Consider the following 17,335-nt stretch of genomic DNA (forward strand, 5'->3'; position numbering starts at 1 on the left):
AATTTCACGCCGCCGGTCGACGCATCAGAACGCGAAGCGGCCTTCTGCGGCGATCTTGGCGAGCGGCTCGCGCGGGCTCGGCACTTCGCGCGAACGCAGGCCTTCCGGCAGCGTGGCGGGGTCGCCCGGGCGGCCGATGGCGATAGCGGCCTCGATGGTGTACTTCGACGACAGATCGAGTTCGTTGCGGATCTTGTCGTGTTCGATACCGGCCATTGCGTGCGTGGCCCAGCCCGAGAGCGAGGCTTGCAGTGCGAGGTAGCCCCACGCCGCGCCGGTGTCCAGCGCATGCGTCGTTGCCGGGACTTCTTGCTGCGAGCCCGGCGGCGTCAGTGTCGACTTGGAGATCACGATGACGATGGCGGCCGCGTGCTTGGCCCAGCTTTGGTTGAATTCGTTGAGGAAACCAACGAACTGCACCCAGCGCGGCGTGCCACGGCGCGCATAGACGAAGCGCCACGGCTGCGCGTTATACGCCGAGGGGGCCCAGCGGGCGGCTTCGAAGAACGTGTTCAGGGTGGCTTCGGGCAGCGTTTCGTCGGTGAACGCGCGCGGCGACCAGCGGGCCACGAATTGTGGATCGATCGGATGGTCGGCTTGGCGGGGTGTCGTATCGGTCATACGGAGCGTCTCGTAAGCGAAGTGGGTGAAATTGGGTGGAGCAGGATGAAGACAGTGCAACGGGCCGCAAGCATACCAAGCCGACGCCACGATCCCAACCAATATCGCGGCACGTGCATATATCATGACGCTCCATGAACACTCTCAAGAACATGCGGATCTTCGTGCGCGTGGCCGATGCGGCGAGCTTTGCCGGTGCGGCGCGCGCGCTCGACATGACCACGGCACAGGCATCGAAGGCCGTCTCGGAGCTTGAAGCGCACCTGCGCACGCGGCTATTGCATCGCACGACACGCAAGCTGGCACTGACCGACGCCGGTCATCGCTATCTGGCGCGCTGCCGCGACATCATCGCGATGGTCGACGTCTCCGAGGCGGAAGCAGGGGCCGCCTCGGCCGCGCCAAGTGGCACGCTGCGCCTGCACGCCCCGGCAAGCTTCGGACAAGTGTTCGTTATCCCCGCGCTGGCGCGTTTTCTTGAGCAATACCCCGACGTGCAGGCCGACCTGCTGCTGTCGTCGCGTGTGCCCGACCTGCTTGAAGAGAATATCGACGTGTCGCTGCGACTGGCCACATCGCAATTGCCAGACTCCGGCCTCGTCTCCACGCGTATCTGCCGCATGGCATCGGTGCTGTGCGCTGCGCCGCTCTACCTTGAAATGCACGGCGCGCCCGGCTCACTGGACGAACTGGCGCAGCACACGCAAGTGCGGCTCGTCGCGCCGCACTATTCGGTCGATCACTGGCATTTCGAAGGCCCGGATGGCCGCGTGAAAGTCGCTGTGCCTACGGGCCGTCTGCGTGTGAATACCGCCGATTCGCTGGCGGCGGCGCTTATCAGCGGATGCGGCGTGGGGCCGGTGCCGTTGCTCTCGGCATTGCCCGCACTGCAAAGTGGCGCGCTGGTGCGCGTGCTGCCCGACTACGAATTGCAGGGCACGTACGTGTATGCCGTGTACGCGTCGCGGCTGTATCTCGACGCGAAGGTCAAGTCGTGGATCGAGTTTCTGCGGGCGTTTGTGGAACAGGCACTTGCTGCGCCAGACGCAGCAGCGCTAGCGCCGCACACGCGATAAGCAGGCCGATGGCGAGCGACACCCAGAGAATCGCGAGGTCGCCCCATTGCTGTCTCGCCAGCGCGTAACCCCATGGCGAGAGCGCTGCGAAGGCGAATGCCGGTGTCAACAGCGTACCTAACGCACGGGCATAGGCCCCGTGGGCGAAGAGTTCGAGCGGCAAGCTGGCGCGCAACAGGGTCGCCAGACCGTTGAGTGCGCCGTACAAAAAGATGAATGCGGCGGCCGCCATCAGCGACGACATTCCCGCGATCCCCAACGCAAAGCACAGCGGCAAGCCACATCCGACCACGACGTTGAGCTTCACCGCGCTTGCCTGACGCGGTTGCAGCCATTCCAACATGCGGGCACAAACCTGCCCCACACCCCATAGCGCCGCGAGGCCGACAGGCAAGCCGTAGGCGCCGAGCAAGGACGTCAAATGCGCAGCCAGACCCGACGACAAGATCGAGACCAGCGCCATCACGCCGCCGTAGAGCAGGGCAGGACGCCACGGCAAGGCGGTGGCCGCTGCGGGGCGCTCGCCTGCGGTGACCCCGCGCGGGGGCGTCGGCGGCAGGCTGCGCAACAAGCCCCATGCGATCAGACCGAACCCGCCAAAGACCCACACGCCTGCGCGCCAACCCCATGCGTCGCCCAGCCAATTCCCCAGCGGCCAGAAAACCGTCGTGGCAAATCCACCCATTAGCGTGATCTGCGTCATGGGGCGGCGGGCGGCTGCACCGTAGAGCGTGGCGAGCGTCGCGAAGGCCGCGTCGTAGAGCGATAGCCGCATGCCAACGCCGAGCAAACACCACGCGGCAAAGAACTGTACGAGCGTCGTGCTGGTGGCAAGCACCGCACAACCCGCCGAGCAGATGAGCGTGCCCGCGCACATCACGCGCCGGCCGCCGAAGCGTTCGAGCCAGCGACCAGAGTACGGCGAGACGGCCGCCATCACGAGCATGGCGAGCGACGGCCCGGCAAATACGACCGTCTGCGCCCAGCCGGTGGCGTGCACGATACGCCACGCGAATGCACCGGGCAGATAAAAGCTCACGCCCCAGTTGATGAGCTGTGCGAGACCTAGCGTGACGACGGTGGGCATGGCGATGTCCGGAGCATGCCGGGATGGGCGGCAACGAATGAGAGGCGGAGGCTTGTCATAGTGCGCGCAGGCCATCTCTTGGTAAAGTCTTGGCATCTTATTCGATCCATAAGGGAAACTTTGAGATGCGACGCCTGAATCTGGATCAACTGCATACCTTTGCCGAGGTCATCGACGCGGGCAGCTTCTCCGCTGCGGCCGATCGTCTCGATCTGTCGCAACCCGCCGTGAGCCTTCAGGTGCGGCAGTTGGAACAGCGCCTGAACGTGCGCTTGATCGAGCGCGTGGGCAAGCGGCTCAAGCCGTCGTCCGCCGGGCTGACATTGCTCGAACATGCACACCGGATCGACGCGGCCGTCGAAGAGGCTTTGCAGGCGCTCTCCACACATGCACAAGGCATTGCAGGCGAAGTCGCCATTGGCACCGGCGCGACCGCCTGCATCCACTTGTTGCCGCCGATGCTGCGCACGATGCGCAAGCGGCATCCGGCACTCGACATTCGCGTGAGCACCGGCAACACCGACGACGTGGTGGCAGCGGTGACGGAAAACCGTCTCGACGTGGGACTCGTCACGTTGCCTGCCGCCGGGCGCAGCTTGCATATCACGCCGGTGCTGCGCGACGAGTTTGTCGCCATCGCGCCGCTGAGCGAACAAGCGTGGCCGGAGGAAATCACACCGCATGCGCTTGCCGCGGCCCCCATGGTGGCGTTCGAGTCGGGGAGCAGCACGCGCCTGTTGATCGACGAGTGGTTTTTGCAGGCGGGATTGCGCATTCGTCCGGTGATGGCATTGGGGAGTATCGAAGCCATCAAAGAGATGGTGGCGGCCGGACTGGGCTATAGCATCGTGCCGCGTATGGCAGTGAGTGCCGCGCACCATCGGCGAGGTTTGCGCATTGCTGCATTGACGCCGGATCTCGCCCGCACGCTGGCGATCGTGGTACGTCAAGATAAACCGCTGGCCCCGGGACTTCGCCGTGTGTTGCAAGCGCTTGAAGGTCTGGGCAGCGCGACATGATGTCGCATGTTAATAATTGGCAGTCCACGTCAACAAGGCGTGTTGTTTTACTGCCCAAAATAACTATCCGCAAAATGCGAAGCTCGGACTACAATGCGCGAACATCGGCATCTAACAAGAACGTGCAATTCGAAATGCATCACAATCTTTACCGATATGAGGGGCTCCTCAGCGCCCGCTCGGTCGAGGCGCTTGACGCGGAATTTCAGCAACTGACGCACGCACTGGGTTATCACTCGTTGTTCTATGCACCGTTGCTGCCGCGCCGCGAGCGCGAGGCGGCGGCGTTCCACGCAGGCGACGAGCGCATTACCGCCGAGGGCATGCCGAGCCGCCACATCTTCACGACATTTCCAGGCGCGTGGATCGAGCGTTACCAGGTCGCGGGATACGCGGAAGTCGACCCGGTGCTCATCGCGGCAAACCTCTCCCCGTTGCCCATTCTCTGGCGCTCGTTTCTCACACAGAAACGGCCACATCCGATTTTCGCGGATGCTCGCGAGCATGGGCTGGGGTGTGGCGTGACGATTCCGCTCTATGGGGCGGCGGGCGAGCGTGCGATTTTCACCGCAGCGACACCACAATCGCCCGAGGAGTGCGCCGAGCATGAAGGGCGGATGATGGGCGACATTTATCTGAGCGCGCTGTATTTCCATCAGGCCGTGCAACAACTCGACATGCAGTGGGTGGCGAGTCGCAGCGCGGGCAAGCTGAGCCCGCGCGAAGTCGAAAGCTTGCTGTGGGCTGCGCGCGGGAAAACGGCGTGGGAGATCGGCCTGATTCTGAAGATCTCCGAGCACACCGTGACTTTCCACATCAATAACGCCAAGCGCAAACTCGGCGCTGTGAACCGGCATCAGGCGATTGCTGCTGCAATTAGCAGCGGTTTAATCGCCCCCTGATTTTCCGGAAAACTGCCCCTTCAATTCCCGCATGACGAGATGGCTCGATCTTCGAGAGATCGATGCCATCTCGCGGTCGATGATCTGCAATTTGGGCGCCATTTCCGCGCCATTTAGTTCCCAATTCCACGCGATTTAACAGCTTTTGCGAAACAGTGTGTTGTCGCATTCGGGCTGGCTCATTGCTAGGGGAAAACTATAATTTACTCAGGACGAAAGCTGATTCGCATGCGGTTTTCGGTTCCTGAGCGACAAATTAACGATAAAAGGAGTTTTCCATGAAAAAGAACCTGTTGACTGCCGTCGCGCTCGTTGGCTTTGCCATGGCTGCCGGCTCGGCATTCGCCGATCAGACACAAACCGGTGGTGTCACACGTGCGCATGTGCGCGCTGAACTGCAAGCGGCGCGTGAACTCGGTCTTTCGCCGGTGACGGAATTCAACTTCCCGTACACCTACGAACAATCGGTGCAATTGCAAAAACGTACGGCCGAAATTGAAGCAGCGCAGCAAGGTGTCGCAACGCAACCGATGACCAACTAAGCCAGCGCACGTTGTCAGTTTGATGTGTTGTAAACGCTGTACCTGATTCGCCGACGGCCCGCCTGACCACGACGGTCCCGCCCGCGCCGCGCGAATCGCCCCGACGCCGTACCGCGTCAATTACCACAGCCCCGCCCGAGGATTCGTTCCCGACGGGGCTTGTGTGTTTCTGGGGCACCAATTCCCTTTCTCGTGATCGCGACGAAACAAAAAGCGGATGCGTCTTTCGACAGCATCCGCTTTTCGGTATTTGGACTTCGCATCCAGCGCCGCATGGGCGCAGCAGGTTTAGTTCGTTTTCACTTCCGAGGCTTCAGACGTGCCCTTCGCCGCGTTTTGCTTTGCATGCGACTCGGCTAGCGACGTGGCATCGGCAGCAGCGCTCGATTGCCAGCCGCCGCCAAGCGCGAGGAACAGGTTGATCTGATCCATCGCCACCTGAGTTTGCGAGGCGGCCAGCGCCGCTTCCGTGCTCGCGTGCGTGCGATCCGCGTCGAGACTCGTGAGGTAAGGCGCGCGTCCGGCCTGATACAACTGGCGGTTCTGATCGGCGGCCTGCCGCGACTTGTCGCGTGCGTCGCGCAACGCGTCGTCGCGCTCCAGTTCGTGGGTGTACGCCGAGAGCGACGTCTGCGTTTCTTGCAGCGCCTTGAGCACCACACCGTCGAAGTGAGCCAGTGCGGCATCGGCGCCCGCTTCCATGCCCTTGATGTGGGCGCGCACGCCGTTGGTCGGCAACGACCACGTAATCATCGGGCCGACGCTCCACTGCTCCGTACGGCCTTGTCCGAAGTGTTCGAGCATGCCGCTTGCGCCTACCGATGCGCCGATGCGAATCGACGGATACAGGTCCGCGGTGGCAACACCGATCTTCGCAGTGGCCGAGGCCAATTCGCGCTCGGCCTGACGCACGTCGGGGCGGCGCTTGAGTAGCGCCGTGCCGTCGCCAACCGGCAATGCTTGCTTGAGTTGCGGAATCTGACGGCACTCGGTCACGCTCGCATCGAGCGAGCCGGGCACCTTGCCGAGCATCACGGCGAGCCGGTACGTGGCCGCTTCGTGCTGTGCTTTGAAGTGGGGCAGGGCAGCACGCAGCGTGTCGGCTTGTGCCTGTGCACGCAGCAGATCGGTCGGCTGATCGCGGCCGACGTCGACCAGCTTGCGCGTGATCGCCACGCTCTTTTCCTGCAACTTCAGTTGATCGTTCGCGATGTCGTATTCGTGATTGGCCGCGCAGCTTTGCACGTAAGCGCGCACTGTTTCGGCGGCCACGCTCACGCGGGCCACATCGAGGGCCGCATGGCTGGCTTCGGCCGCAGCGAGGGCGGCTTCATCGGCTCGTGCGAGCTTGCCGAAGAAGTCGATCTGATACGAGATCGACAGTGCGGCGGCGGCCAGGTTGATGACCGGCAGCTTCTCTTCCTGAAGGAAACTCTCGCCCGAGAGCTGTGCACGCGCCGCGTTGGCTTCCACACCGCCTTGCGGCAGGTTTTCCGATTCGACTTCGTGATACATCGCAATGGCGCGCTGCACGTTAGCGACCGCGACGCGCACATTGGTATTGGCGGCCAGCGCGTGCTTCACGAGCGCGTCGAGTTTCGCGTCGTCATAGAGTTGCCACCAGTCGTCGGGCACCTCGCCGATCGACACGGCGCGTTGATTCGCCGTGGCAATCGGGCCGTTGGCTTGCGCCGAGCGCATCACCGAGTTTTCCGGCAGATGGTAGTCGGGGCCGACGGTGGTACATCCGGCGACGAGTGCAGCGGCAGCGGCCACCGCACTCATCAACAAAAATCTCGTTTTCACTGCTGAGCTCCCTGAAGGGAACCGGTCGTGCGCGCGGCAGCGACTTGCGTCTGCGCAGCGCTGGTGGTGGCCTCAGCAGCCTTCGACGGATTGCCTTCCTTAGATTTGCCGCGCTGATCTTCCACGACGGTCACCGTCGCGGTGCGGCCGGCGACGAGCCGCATGTCCTTGGGCACATCGTCGAGTGCAATGCGCACCGGAATGCGCTGGGCAAGACGCACCCAGTTGAATGTCGGGTTGATGTTCGGCAGCATCGACGCGCCGCTGGTGCGGTCGCGATCTTCAATGCCCGCGACGATGCTCTGCACGTGACCGCGCAGCACATGACGCTCGCCCATCAGGCGCACTTCGACCTTGTCGCCGATGTGAATGCCGCGCATCTTCGTTTCTTCGAAATAGCCTTCCACATGCAGCGAGTTGGCATCGACCATCGAGAGCACCGGGCGGCCCGTGCTCACATAGTCGCCCACGCGCGGCAGGCGGTCGTTCAGGTAGCCGTCGGCCGGTGCCAGCACGCGGGTGCGTTCGAGATTGAGCTTGGCGAGCTGCACGGCGGCTGTGGCTTGGGCCAGCGCGGCCTCACCCGATTCCACCTTCGCCTGACCGGCTTCGACGACTTCCTTCGCGACAACTTCGGTCAGTTGATGATTCCGGGCGTTCTCGCGGCGCGATTGTGCCAGCGTGGCGCGCAGTGCGGCGGCGTTGGCTTCGGCTTGTTGCAGCGCCAGCGTGTAGCGGTCGCGGTCGATCACGAAGAGGAGGTCGCCGCGATGCACGGGCTGGTTGTCTTTGACTTCCACGTCGGTGATGAGGCCGGAGACGTCGGGGGCGACCTGCACGATGTCGGCGCGAATGCGGCCGTCACGTGTCCACGGGGCGACGGTGTAGTAGTCCCACAAATGCAGGAGCACGAAGACCGCAACGACGGAGACGCCAAGCGTCAAAACGACGGGGCCAAGAGAGCGAAGTTTCAGTTTCATGATTGACAGGCGCGCACGATAGCGACAATGCCGCCCAGCGCAATGATGTACACAGCAAGGTTGAATAACGAACGGTGCCAGACCAGCTTGTAAAAGCCGATGCGCGCGAGCACGAAGCGCAGCGCACCTGTCAGCACGAAGGCCACGATCATCAGGGCCAGCAGCATCGGCACAAAAACGCCGTAGATGTCGATCTCTCCGCTCATTGGGCACTCTCAGGTCGTGTGGTCGGGAACAGCGCAACGTGGATGTCCATGAGCGAGGCGCGCGCACTGCGCGCAGCCTGATCGCTATGAGCCACCAACGAGCGCACCGCGCCCAGCAGTTTGTCGTGCAGCGTGACGTCGGGCTCGCTCACTTGTTCGTCGAGTCGCGACTGATAAAAGCGCGCCACGTCGGTGAGCACGGCCTGTACGGCATCGCGCTGCGAGGAATTCAAATGCGGCAGCTCGCGCTGCAACGCCAGCGCCGAGAGTTCGACGCGCACTTCGGTAAAGCCGTCGCTCGACGTTTCGCTCTCGCTGGCGGCCAGTCGCGGCACCAACTGACCGAGGCGGTCGAGCAGGCGAGCACGCAGACGGCCGTGTTCGGCGACCGAGCGGCCCACCGCGTTCTTCGCGATGTCGCGCCAGCTCGAATGAATCAGCCGCCGCATGGCGACGCGCGTGCCGAAGGGGCGCGTCTGTAACGTCCAGAGCAATGCGAACAACACCCCGGCGAGACCTGCCAGGTTGCTGTTGAAGAACGCCGAAAAGTCGGCGCTGTAACCGCCCTGAATGCCGACGAAGCTCGCGGTATTCACCGCCACGAGCATCGCCACCATCGTGAAGCGCGGCTGCGGAATGAATGTGCCGAGCAGCAGATACGGCACGGCAAACATCGCGACGAGCAGACCGAAGTCGTGGGCGTTCGTCAGGATGAAGAACACGTACACGGCGGCAAACACCACGCACACGGCCGTCGCCCAAAAGAACGAGCGGATGAACGGCGCGGGTTCGTCCATGGCGGCGAAGAAACAGCAGGCCACAGCACCGAGCGAGACGCCAGCGGCACCGTCGTTCCAGCCGGTATAGATCCACGCCATGCCCATCAAGAACGTGCACAGCGCCGCAGAGATCGTCGAGAACAGCAGCAGACCGTGGTCGTAGTGACGGGCGCCGCCTAGTTCCCAATAAGGGAAAGCTGGCTTCCATTCCGGCGCATCGTCGGCCTGACCGAAACGGCGTTGCAGCGCGACGCAGTCTTGCCAGAGTTGCACCAGCGAGCGCAGGCGGTCTTCGGTCGCGGAGACGAGCGCGCTATACCAATCGGAGGCTTCGCCCGCCGGTTGCACGGCTTGCACTGGCTGAAGCAAATGCGCGGGGGCGGGCGACGGCGCGCCTTCGCGCAGCCAGGCCACCACGTCGGCCATCTTGGCTTCGAGCGCTTCGGGGGCACCTTGCGGATGCTGACGAAGCGTCTGCACGAGCGACGCGACGGTCGAGAGCACTGGCATCATCATCGTCATGCGCCCGCGCAGTTCCTGCGCATCGCGCACACGCGCCGAGGTGTCGGCATCGTACGAAAGCTGACTGATCAACTGATCGAGCGCCAGAATGTCGGCGGCCATGCGATGGCGGCTCATGTGGCGCGCGGCTTTGCCGTCGGGGTCGGCCGAGAGCATGTCCATGGTCCAGCGTGCAGCGTCGACGAGCCAGCGTCCCGAGCGGTCGTGCAACACCTTCGCCACGCTCGTGGGCAAGACGATGGCACCGACCACGCTCGCGCAGACGATGCCGAGAATGATCTCTTCCGAGCGCGCGACGGCAATATCGAAAATGCCATCGGGCGTGCCGACAGCGGGCAGGGCAATCAGCGGCAACGTGTACGACGCGAGCAGAAACACATAGCTGCGCGGCGAGCGATGGAGCAACGAGATATAGAGCAGTGTGCCGGTCCACAGACCGACCGCAGCCATCAACAATTCAGGCGTGTTGACCAGCGCCGGGACGAAGACGATCGACGCTGCGGCGCCCAACAGCGTGCCAAGCACCCGGTACAGCGCCTTGGAGCGCGTCGCGCCAGTGAGCGGATGCGACACGATATACACCGTGGCCATCGCCCAGTAGGGGCGCGGCAAACCGAGCGCAAGGGCGATGTACAGCACCAGCATCGAGGCGATAAACGCCTTGATCGAGAAAATCCAGTCGCGTGAGGATGGCCAATTGAGCACGGTTTACTTCTTTGGGGGCTCCATCGCGAGAATGGTCGCGTCGGGACCGGTCGCGCTGGAGAGAATTTCGAACACGCGCAGCACCGCTTCGAAATCTTCGCGCGGCACGTTGGCAAACACCTTCGCGCGCAACTGACTGAGTTCGATTTCGAGCTTTTCGGCGAGCGCTTCGCCAGCCTCCGTCAGCCGCAGCGCGTTGGCGCGCCGGTCGCTGGCATCGACTTCGCGCAGCACGAGCCCGGCGGCGCACAACTGATCGAGCAGCCGAACCAGCGAGGCGCCTTCGAGCCCGACATATTCGGCAAGCTCGACCTGACGCACACCCTGGCCAAGACGGCGGATGAACAGCAGCGGCCCGGCGCTGGCGGCAGAAATGCCGTACTCGACGATTGCGCTTTGCGATAACTGGCGCCACTGCTTACCGGCCAGCAACAAGTGGCTGGTGAAAGCGAAGCGGAGCGATTCTAGGGAGGTCATGGAGAAAGATTATATGTTAACTAATAATTAGGATGCTAGTTAATACGGTATTGCTCAAGACGAAGGAATGCCCGTAAGTCCTTTCCAGCATTGGGTTTTCAGCCGATGAGTAGGCTAAAGAAACAGCCCCGCAGCGCGTATATTTCGCGCTGCGGGGCTGTTTTATTTTTGCGGACGGGTGATTTCACCGTCCTCGCTCGTCCCATTTTCCGAGCCTGCCGCCTCGTCGATCTGCTTCATGTTGTCGAGGAGCTTGAGCAGGTAGTGGAGCGTGTGGGTGATGTCGCCGGTCGAGAATTCGTCGAGCGCTTGCCCGTAATAGTCGTGAATGCGGGGCACGGCCTCGCGGTGCCAAACCGCGTGACCGTGTTCCGTCATCGTGACGAGCCGAGAGCGACGATCCCGTCCATCCGGCGCGCTGGCGACGTGGCCGTCGCGTTCCATTCGGCTAATCAGTCCGGACAGATTTTGTCGGCTCACCATCAAATAGCGCGCGAGATCGCCCACGCTCATGCCGTCCGGGACCTCCGGGCGGGAGAGCGCGCCGAGTACGGCCCATTGCTGGGTCGTCAAACCCAGATCCTCCACCGCGCGCGTACCAGTTTTATGCAACATGTTTGCGCATTGGTAGAGCCGGAAGAAGAGCCGATTGGCCAGCTCCATGCGCGTGATATCCAGTTTATTCTTAGGGTTATCCATATCAAAGACTCCGCTGCCGAGCGCTTGCGTATCGCCAAAGTGATGTCTAGTATACGTCAATATGTTGACGTAATTTGATGGGCGGGCGTGATACCTGCGAGGTCAGCAAGGATACCGTGCCCGCTGGCAACTCTGGAGACGAGATATGCAGCGCTTCGAAGGCAAGACCGTCATTGTGACGGGCGGTGGGGGCGGTATCGGCGGGGCGACGTCGCACCGGTTGGCGCGGGAGGGGGCGGGGGTGGCGGTGTTCGACCGCGATCTGAGCGCTGCCGAGCGCGTGGCGGGCGAGATTGTGGCAGCGGGCGGCCGGGCGCACGCGTTTGCCTGCGACATCACCGTGCGCGAGCAAGTCGACGCCGCTGTTGCGGCGACTGCGGAGGCACTCGGCCCGATCGACGTGCTGGTTAATAACGCCGGGTGGGACATCTTCAAGCCTTTTACCAAGACGGTGCCGCAAGAGTGGGAGCGCCTGATCGCCATCAATCTGGTGGGTGCCCTGCATATGCATCACGCGGTATTGCCTGCAATGATCGCCCGTCGCAGCGGACGCATCGTGAATATCGCCTCCGATGCGGCCCGGGTCGGCTCGTCGGGGGAAGCGGTGTACGCCGCGTGTAAAGGCGGGATCGTCGCCTTCTCGAAAACGCTCGCCCGCGAGCATGCGCGTCACGGCATCACGGTCAATGTGGTGTGTCCGGGGCCGACAGATACGGCGCTCTTCGCCGATTACAAGGAAGGCGCGGGCAATCCCGAAAAACTCGTCGAAGCCTTCACCAAGGCGATTCCCCTCGGCCGTATCGGCCAGCCGGACGATCTCCCCGGCGCGATTGCCTTCTTCGCCTGCGACGACGCGGCGTTCATTACCGGTCAGGTGTTGAGCGTGTCCGGCGGTCTGACGATGAACGGCTGACCTGGCCCTCATTTCCATCAAGTCACTGACATCTGCCGAGGCCGTCGCGCCCCGGCGTGGAGCAAGACGATGAACTACGAAGACATTCGCTACGAAGTGCGTAATGGCGCTGCATGGATCACGATCAACCGCCCCGACAAGATGAATGCGTTTCGCGGGCGGACCTGCGACGAACTGATTCACGCGATCAACAAAGCGGGCTACGACCGCGAGATCGGCAGCATCGTGTTGGCGGGCGCTGGCGAGAAGGCGTTTTGCACGGGCGGCGATCAATCCGCACACGAAGGGCAGTACGACGGACGGGGCACCATCGGCCTGCCGATGGAAGAACTGCATAACGCCATTCGCGACGTCCCGAAGCCGGTGATCGCCCGCGTGCAGGGCTACGCCATTGGCGGCGGCAACGTGATCTGCACGCTGTGCGACTTCACTATCGCCTCGGAGAAAGCGGTGTTCGGGCAAGTCGGTCCGAAAGTCGGCTCAGTCGACCCGGGCTTCGGCACGGCGTTTCTCGCACGCGTGGTCGGCGAGAAGAAAGCCCGCGAAATTTGGTATCTGTGCCGCCGCTATACCGCCGCCGAAGCGCTCGACATGGGGCTCGTCAACACCGTGGTGCCGCACGAGCAACTCGATGCCGAAGTGCAGAAGTGGTGCGACGAAATCATGGAGCGCAGCCCCACGGCCATTGCCATCGCGAAGCGCTCTTTCAATATGGACACCGCGCAGCAGGCGGGTATCGCAGGCATGGGGATGTACGCGCTCAAGCTCTATTACGAGACGGAAGAGTCGCGCGAGGGCGTGCGTGCGTTTCAAGAAAAGCGCAAACCCGACTTCCGCAAGTACGCCAAGTAAGCGCCGTCATCGAAAGAAGGAGCAGGGCTATGCACAACCCGTATCTCGACGACGACCTGATGGCGTTAGCCGAACACACCCAGCGTTTCGCGCAGGACCGCATCGCACCCGGTTTTCTCGAGCGCGACAAAACCCGAGTGCTCGACCGCGCACTGATGCGCGAGATGGGTGAGATGGGTCTCATCGCGCCTGAATTGCCTGAAGCCTATGGCGGGCAGGGGATGGGGCGACTCGCCGCCGGTGTGATTCATGAGTCGATTGCGCGTGCCGACCTGAGCATGTCGTACATCAATTTGCTCGCGTCGCTCAACGGGCAGATTCTGGCCGACCACGGCAAGCCGGAGGTCGTCACGCCGTGGCTCACGAAGCTCACGCGCGGCGAGACGCTGCTCGCCATTGCGCTCACCGAGCCCCGTGGTGGGTCGGACGCCGCAAGCCTGCGCATGCGCGCCGATTTCAACGGCACGCACTATGTGCTCAACGGCGAGAAGACGTCGATCTCCGCCGCCGATCAGGCGGATGCTGCCGTGGTCTTCGCCCGCACCGGCGAAATCTCGGCAGGCGCGCGTGGCGTCTCGGCATTTCTTGTGCCGCTCGATCAGCCGGGTATCACGCGGCAACGCTTCGATTGTCATGGCCAGCGCGCGATCGGGCGCGGGTCGCTCTTCTTCGAAAACGTCGTCGTCGACACCGACCACGTGCTTGGCGCGCCCGGCGAGGGCTTCGTTCAAGTGATGCAGGGCTTCGACTTCTCTCGCGCGCTTATCGGATTGCAAGTGTTGGCCGTGGCCCGCGCGTCGCTCGACGAGACGTGGGATTACGTCGCGCAACGCGAAGCGTTCGGCAAACCGCTCTCGGCGTTTCAGGGCGTATCGCATCCGCTCGCCGACTTCGACACGCAGGTGGAAGCCGCGCGCCTGCTGTGTCTGCAAACGCTCTGGCTCAAGGATCGCGGGTTGCCGCACAGCGCAGAAGCGGCCATGTGCAAGTGGTGGGGGCCGAAGCTCGCCTACGACGCCATTCACCAATGTCTGTTGATGTTCGGACACGGCGGTTACGACCGTGGCGTGCTGGAGCAGCGTCTGCGCGACGTGCTGGGCTTTCAGATTGGCGACGGCACGGCACAGATCATGAAGACGATCATCGCGCGCGCCCGAGCCGGGCGGGAGGCTGTGCCGATCTAAGCCGTATTGCCCAGCATCATCCAGCATCATCGAAAACGAGAACGAGAGACAGACAGGAGACGAAGCGATGGAATTTGATGCGGTGTTGCTACCCCCTCGGCGCGAGCAAAGCGTGGCGCGCTGCTGGTGGCCCGAGCGGACGATTAACGATGCCCTCGACGCTGCGCTCGCGGCGTTTCCCGACAAGGTGGCGCTCACGGCAGTGTCCACCGCCACCGGCGAGACCACGCAGCTCACTTACGCCGCATTGGCCGATGCGGCCGAACGTCTTGCCCTCGGCCTGCTGCGACGAGGTGTCGGGCGCGGCGATGTCGTGGCGTGTCAGTTGCCGAACGGCTGGGTGTTTGCGGTGGCGTATCTCGCGTGCGCACGACTCGGTGCGGTACTCAACCCGTTGATGCACATCTTCCGCGAGCGAGAGCTGTCGTTCATGCTGCGTCATGGTGAGGCGAAGGTCTTCATCGTGCCGCAGCAATTCCGGGGTTTCGATCACGCGGCGATGGCGCGCGCATTACAGCGTGACTTGCCGTCGCTCGCGCAGGTGATCGTCGTGGGCGACACCGATAGCGACGACAGCTTTAACGCGCTGATGATGTCGGGCGAACCTGCGGCAAACGACGCCGAACGCGCCACCCTGCGAGCCGCCCGGGCGCGGCCCGACGACGTGATGCAGTTGATGTACACGTCGGGCACGACGGGCGAACCGAAGGGTGTGATGCACAGCGCGAACACCACGTTCTCGAATATCGTGGCTTACGCCGATCGCATGCGGCTGGGGCGAGACGACGTCATTCTGATGGGCTCGCCGCTGGCCCATCAAACCGGCTTCATGTACGGGCTGATGATGCCGGTCTTGCTGGGCGCGAGCGCTGTCATGCTCGATGTATGGGACCCGAACCACGCCGTGCGGTTAATCCGTGAATACGGCGTGACGTTCACGATGGCGTCGACGCCGTTTTTGGCCGACCTGACCAAAGCCGTTGCCGCGAGCGGCGAGCCGGTGCCGAGCCTGCGCGCATTTTTGTGCGCTGGGGCACCGATTCCGGGGCCGGTGGTCGAGCAGGCGCGCAACGTACTCGGGGCGAAGATCGTCTCCGCCTGGGGCATGACGGAGAACGGCGCGGTCACGCTCACGCGGCTCGACGATGACGATACCCGCGCGTCTACCACGGACGGATGCCCGCTACCCGGCGTCGAACTGCGCGTGGTCGACGCGCAGGATCAAGACGTTCCCATGGGGGAGACGGGACGCCTGCTCGTGCGCTCGTGTTCGAACTTCGGCGGGTATTTGAAACGCGCACAGTGGAACGGCACCGATGCGCAGGGCTGGTTCGACACTGGCGATCTCGCCTATCTCGATGCCACGGGCTACGTGCGCATCGCCGGGCGCAGCAAGGACGTCATCATTCGCGGCGGCGAGAATATTCCGGTGGTCGAGATCGAAGCGTTGCTGTACCGGCATCCGGCTGTCGCGACCGTGGCCATCGTCGCGTACCCGGACGAACGGTTGGGCGAGCGCGCGTGCGCGATGGTGGTGCCGCGCGCGGGGCAGGCCATCGATCTGACCGACCTCACGGCATTTCTGGCGTCGCATAAAGTGGCGCGGCAGTACTGGCCCGAGCGGCTCGAAGTGCGTGATGCACTGCCGACCACGCCCACGGGTAAGATACAGAAATTCAAATTGCGCGAGATGCTGCAAGCGGGCACCTGAGAGCCCGTGCGCTACGCATCGTCGCCGGGACAGGCATCGAGGAAATACGGCTTATGACATCGAAAGGACTGGATAGCGAATCGTTCGAGCTGCTGCTCGCGAGCGTGCAACGTTTCATTCGCGAGCGGCTCATGCCCGCCGAGAACGACGTCGAAGAACACGACGAAGTCCCGGCAGCGCTGGTCGACGACATGAAGGAGATGGGCCTGTTCGGCCTGTCGATCCCCGAGGAATACGGCGGTATCGGTCTGTCGATGGCGCAGGAAGTGCGTGTCGCGTACGAGTTCGGGCAAACGTCGCTGGCGTTCCGTTCGGTGTTCGGCACGAACGTCGGCATCGGCTCGCAGGGCATTCTGATGGACGGCACCGAAGCGCAGAAAAGCGAGTTGCTGCCGCGCGTGGCCAGTGGCGATCTGATCATGTCGTTCGCGCTCACCGAGCCAGATGCCGGGTCCGACCCGGCGGCGCTCAAGACGCGTGCCGTGCTCGACGGCGAGCACTATGTGATCGATGGCACCAAGCGTTTCATTACGAATGCGCCGCGCGCCGGGGCGTTCACGCTGATGGCGCGCACCGGCGGCGAAGGGGCGGGGGGCATCTCGGCGTTCATCGTTCCGGCCGATACGCCGGGGCTTTCGCTCGGCAAACCCGACAAGAAGATGGGCCAGCGCGGCACGAAAACCTGTGACGTCGTGCTCGATGGTGTGCGCGTACCTGCCGCCAATATCATCGGTGGCGAGGCGGGCAAGGGCTTCAAAACAGCAATGAAGGTGCTCGACCGTGGCCGCTTGCATGTGGCCGCGCTCTCGTGCGGCATGGCGAAACGCATTCTCGATGAAGCGGTTGCCTATGCGCGCGAGCGCAAGCAGTTCGGGCAACGCATCGGCGACTTTCAACTGGTGCAGGCCATGCTCGCCGACAGTCAGGCCGAGCTTTATGCGGGCTGGTCGATGGTGCAGGACTGTGCGCAGCGCTACGACGCCAAACCGGCAGGCAAGCGTGATGCTGAAGTGAGCATGCTGGCGTCGTGCGCGAAGTTGTTCTGTACGGAGATGGTCGGGCGCGTGGCCGATCGCGGCGTGCAGGTGCACGGCGGCGCGGGCTACATCAACGAGTACAAGGTCGAGCGCTTCTATCGCGACGTGCGCCTGCTGCGTTTGTACGAAGGCACGACGCAGATTCAGCAACTGATCATCGGCCGGGCGCTGATGCAGGACGATTGAGCTTGTAATACACTCGCTGGCGTTCGCTGCC

Annotated in this window: 17 protein-coding genes; 9 read left to right on the forward strand and 8 right to left on the reverse strand. The window is 63.2% G+C overall.

The annotated features are described in order from the left end of the window. Positions 1-24: 24 nt before the first annotated feature. On the reverse strand, positions 25-621 hold the full coding sequence (locus ACPWR9_RS19915; RefSeq protein ID WP_426330776.1) for a nitroreductase family protein: 597 nt from the start codon (positions 619-621) through the stop codon (positions 25-27). Positions 622-755: 134 nt separating this feature from the next. Here ACPWR9_RS19915 and ACPWR9_RS19920 point away from each other — a divergent pair, with 134 nt between their 5' ends. Beyond that, complete coding sequence (locus ACPWR9_RS19920) at positions 756-1,697, forward strand: LysR family transcriptional regulator (protein WP_426330775.1); 942 nt, start codon at positions 756-758, stop codon at positions 1,695-1,697. Here ACPWR9_RS19920 and ACPWR9_RS19925 read toward each other — a convergent pair. Continuing rightward, positions 1,609-2,784: an MFS transporter gene (locus ACPWR9_RS19925; protein WP_426330774.1), complete on the reverse strand. Its 1,176-nt coding sequence runs from the start codon at positions 2,782-2,784 to the stop codon at positions 1,609-1,611. The two genes, ACPWR9_RS19920 and ACPWR9_RS19925, sit on opposite strands and share 89 nt — an antisense overlap. Before the next feature lie 125 nt (positions 2,785-2,909). Between ACPWR9_RS19925 and ACPWR9_RS19930 the strand changes: the two genes are divergently transcribed. The 3 genes from ACPWR9_RS19930 to ACPWR9_RS19940 all read left to right on the forward strand — a co-directional run bounded on the left by ACPWR9_RS19930 (position 2,910) and on the right by ACPWR9_RS19940 (position 5,247). Next, positions 2,910-3,803, forward strand: coding sequence for a LysR family transcriptional regulator (locus ACPWR9_RS19930; RefSeq protein WP_426330773.1), 894 nt, complete (start codon positions 2,910-2,912; stop codon positions 3,801-3,803). Between the two features lie 134 nt (positions 3,804-3,937). Beyond that, entirely contained in the window at positions 3,938-4,705 is a 768-nt protein-coding gene (locus tag ACPWR9_RS19935) for an autoinducer binding domain-containing protein (protein ID WP_426330772.1), read from the forward strand. Between the two features lie 278 nt (positions 4,706-4,983). Next, positions 4,984-5,247 (forward strand): DUF4148 domain-containing protein, encoded by a 264-nt coding sequence (locus tag ACPWR9_RS19940; protein WP_426330771.1) that lies wholly within the window; start codon positions 4,984-4,986, stop codon positions 5,245-5,247. Positions 5,248-5,535: 288 nt separating this feature from the next. On the opposite strand, the gene ACPWR9_RS19945 is transcribed toward ACPWR9_RS19940, so the two are convergent. The 6 genes from ACPWR9_RS19945 to ACPWR9_RS19970 all read right to left on the reverse strand — a co-directional run bounded on the left by ACPWR9_RS19945 (position 5,536) and on the right by ACPWR9_RS19970 (position 11,421). Then, positions 5,536-7,032, reverse strand: a complete 1,497-nt coding sequence (locus ACPWR9_RS19945) for an efflux transporter outer membrane subunit (protein ID WP_426331092.1) — start codon at positions 7,030-7,032, stop codon at positions 5,536-5,538. Between the two features lie 17 nt (positions 7,033-7,049). Beyond that, entirely contained in the window at positions 7,050-8,033 is a 984-nt protein-coding gene (locus ACPWR9_RS19950) for an efflux RND transporter periplasmic adaptor subunit (RefSeq protein ID WP_426330769.1), read from the reverse strand. After that, a complete protein-coding gene (locus ACPWR9_RS19955) occupies positions 8,030-8,239 on the reverse strand; it encodes a DUF1656 domain-containing protein (RefSeq protein WP_150686086.1) in 210 nt (69 codons plus the stop codon). Before ACPWR9_RS19955 ends, ACPWR9_RS19950 begins: the two co-directional genes overlap by 4 nt. After that, positions 8,236-10,245 (reverse strand): FUSC family protein, encoded by a 2,010-nt coding sequence (locus tag ACPWR9_RS19960; RefSeq protein WP_426330768.1) that lies wholly within the window; start codon positions 10,243-10,245, stop codon positions 8,236-8,238. Before ACPWR9_RS19960 ends, ACPWR9_RS19955 begins: the two co-directional genes overlap by 4 nt. Positions 10,246-10,248: 3 nt before the next feature. Further along, the gene (locus ACPWR9_RS19965) at positions 10,249-10,722 is read right to left on the reverse strand and encodes a MarR family winged helix-turn-helix transcriptional regulator (protein WP_150680473.1); all 474 of its coding nucleotides are present in this window, start codon (positions 10,720-10,722) and stop codon (positions 10,249-10,251) included. Positions 10,723-10,884: 162 nt separating this feature from the next. Then, positions 10,885-11,421, reverse strand: coding sequence for a MarR family winged helix-turn-helix transcriptional regulator (locus ACPWR9_RS19970; RefSeq protein WP_426330767.1), 537 nt, complete (start codon positions 11,419-11,421; stop codon positions 10,885-10,887). A 145-nt stretch (positions 11,422-11,566) separates the two neighbouring features. On the opposite strand from ACPWR9_RS19970, the gene badH reads away from it, so the two are divergent. From badH to ACPWR9_RS19995, 5 genes are all read left to right on the forward strand, one after another. Further along, a complete protein-coding gene (gene badH, locus ACPWR9_RS19975; RefSeq protein ID WP_426330766.1) occupies positions 11,567-12,334 on the forward strand; it encodes a 2-hydroxycyclohexanecarboxyl-CoA dehydrogenase in 768 nt (255 codons plus the stop codon). A gap of 69 nt (positions 12,335-12,403) precedes the next feature. Continuing rightward, the gene (gene badI / locus ACPWR9_RS19980) at positions 12,404-13,186 is read left to right on the forward strand and encodes a 2-ketocyclohexanecarboxyl-CoA hydrolase (RefSeq protein WP_426330765.1); all 783 of its coding nucleotides are present in this window, start codon (positions 12,404-12,406) and stop codon (positions 13,184-13,186) included. Positions 13,187-13,215: 29 nt separating this feature from the next. Further along, positions 13,216-14,370 (forward strand): cyclohexanecarboxyl-CoA dehydrogenase, encoded by a 1,155-nt coding sequence (gene aliB, locus ACPWR9_RS19985; protein ID WP_426330764.1) that lies wholly within the window; start codon positions 13,216-13,218, stop codon positions 14,368-14,370. Between the two features lie 67 nt (positions 14,371-14,437). Next, positions 14,438-16,081, forward strand: coding sequence for a cyclohexanecarboxylate-CoA ligase (gene aliA, locus ACPWR9_RS19990; RefSeq protein ID WP_426330763.1), 1,644 nt, complete (start codon positions 14,438-14,440; stop codon positions 16,079-16,081). 53 nt (positions 16,082-16,134) lie between these two features. Next, positions 16,135-17,304, forward strand: coding sequence for an acyl-CoA dehydrogenase family protein (locus tag ACPWR9_RS19995; protein WP_426330762.1), 1,170 nt, complete (start codon positions 16,135-16,137; stop codon positions 17,302-17,304). Positions 17,305-17,335: the final 31 nt, after the last annotated feature.

It is taken from the genome of Pandoraea pneumonica, from assembly GCF_049918595.1.
GTDB classification, from domain to species: Bacteria; Pseudomonadota; Gammaproteobacteria; order Burkholderiales; family Burkholderiaceae; genus Pandoraea; species Pandoraea pneumonica_A.

Bases quoted from the DNA above. Each gene is read 5' to 3' on its own strand.
- ACPWR9_RS19950 (WP_426330769.1), bottom strand. From the start codon at position 8,033: ATGAAACTGAAACTTCGCTCTCTTGGCCCCGTCGTTTTGACGCTTGGC.
- ACPWR9_RS19935 (WP_426330772.1), top strand. From the start codon at position 3,938: ATGCATCACAATCTTTACCGATATGAGGGGCTCCTCAGCGCCCGCTCG.
- ACPWR9_RS19945 (WP_426331092.1), bottom strand. From the start codon at position 7,032: ATGAGTGCGGTGGCCGCTGCCGCTGCACTCGTCGCCGGATGTACCACC.
- ACPWR9_RS19925 (WP_426330774.1), bottom strand. From the start codon at position 2,784: ATGCCCACCGTCGTCACGCTAGGTCTCGCACAGCTCATCAACTGGGGC.
- aliB (WP_426330764.1), top strand. From the start codon at position 13,216: ATGCACAACCCGTATCTCGACGACGACCTGATGGCGTTAGCCGAACAC.
- ACPWR9_RS19970 (WP_426330767.1), bottom strand. From the start codon at position 11,421: ATGGATAACCCTAAGAATAAACTGGATATCACGCGCATGGAGCTGGCC.
- ACPWR9_RS19920 (WP_426330775.1), top strand. From the start codon at position 756: ATGAACACTCTCAAGAACATGCGGATCTTCGTGCGCGTGGCCGATGCG.
- ACPWR9_RS19915 (WP_426330776.1), bottom strand. From the start codon at position 621: ATGACCGATACGACACCCCGCCAAGCCGACCATCCGATCGATCCACAA.
- badI (WP_426330765.1), top strand. From the start codon at position 12,404: ATGAACTACGAAGACATTCGCTACGAAGTGCGTAATGGCGCTGCATGG.
- ACPWR9_RS19965 (WP_150680473.1), bottom strand. From the start codon at position 10,722: ATGACCTCCCTAGAATCGCTCCGCTTCGCTTTCACCAGCCACTTGTTG.
- ACPWR9_RS19930 (WP_426330773.1), top strand. From the start codon at position 2,910: ATGCGACGCCTGAATCTGGATCAACTGCATACCTTTGCCGAGGTCATC.
- aliA (WP_426330763.1), top strand. From the start codon at position 14,438: ATGGAATTTGATGCGGTGTTGCTACCCCCTCGGCGCGAGCAAAGCGTG.
- ACPWR9_RS19995 (WP_426330762.1), top strand. From the start codon at position 16,135: ATGACATCGAAAGGACTGGATAGCGAATCGTTCGAGCTGCTGCTCGCG.
- ACPWR9_RS19940 (WP_426330771.1), top strand. From the start codon at position 4,984: ATGAAAAAGAACCTGTTGACTGCCGTCGCGCTCGTTGGCTTTGCCATG.
- badH (WP_426330766.1), top strand. From the start codon at position 11,567: ATGCAGCGCTTCGAAGGCAAGACCGTCATTGTGACGGGCGGTGGGGGC.
- ACPWR9_RS19955 (WP_150686086.1), bottom strand. From the start codon at position 8,239: ATGAGCGGAGAGATCGACATCTACGGCGTTTTTGTGCCGATGCTGCTG.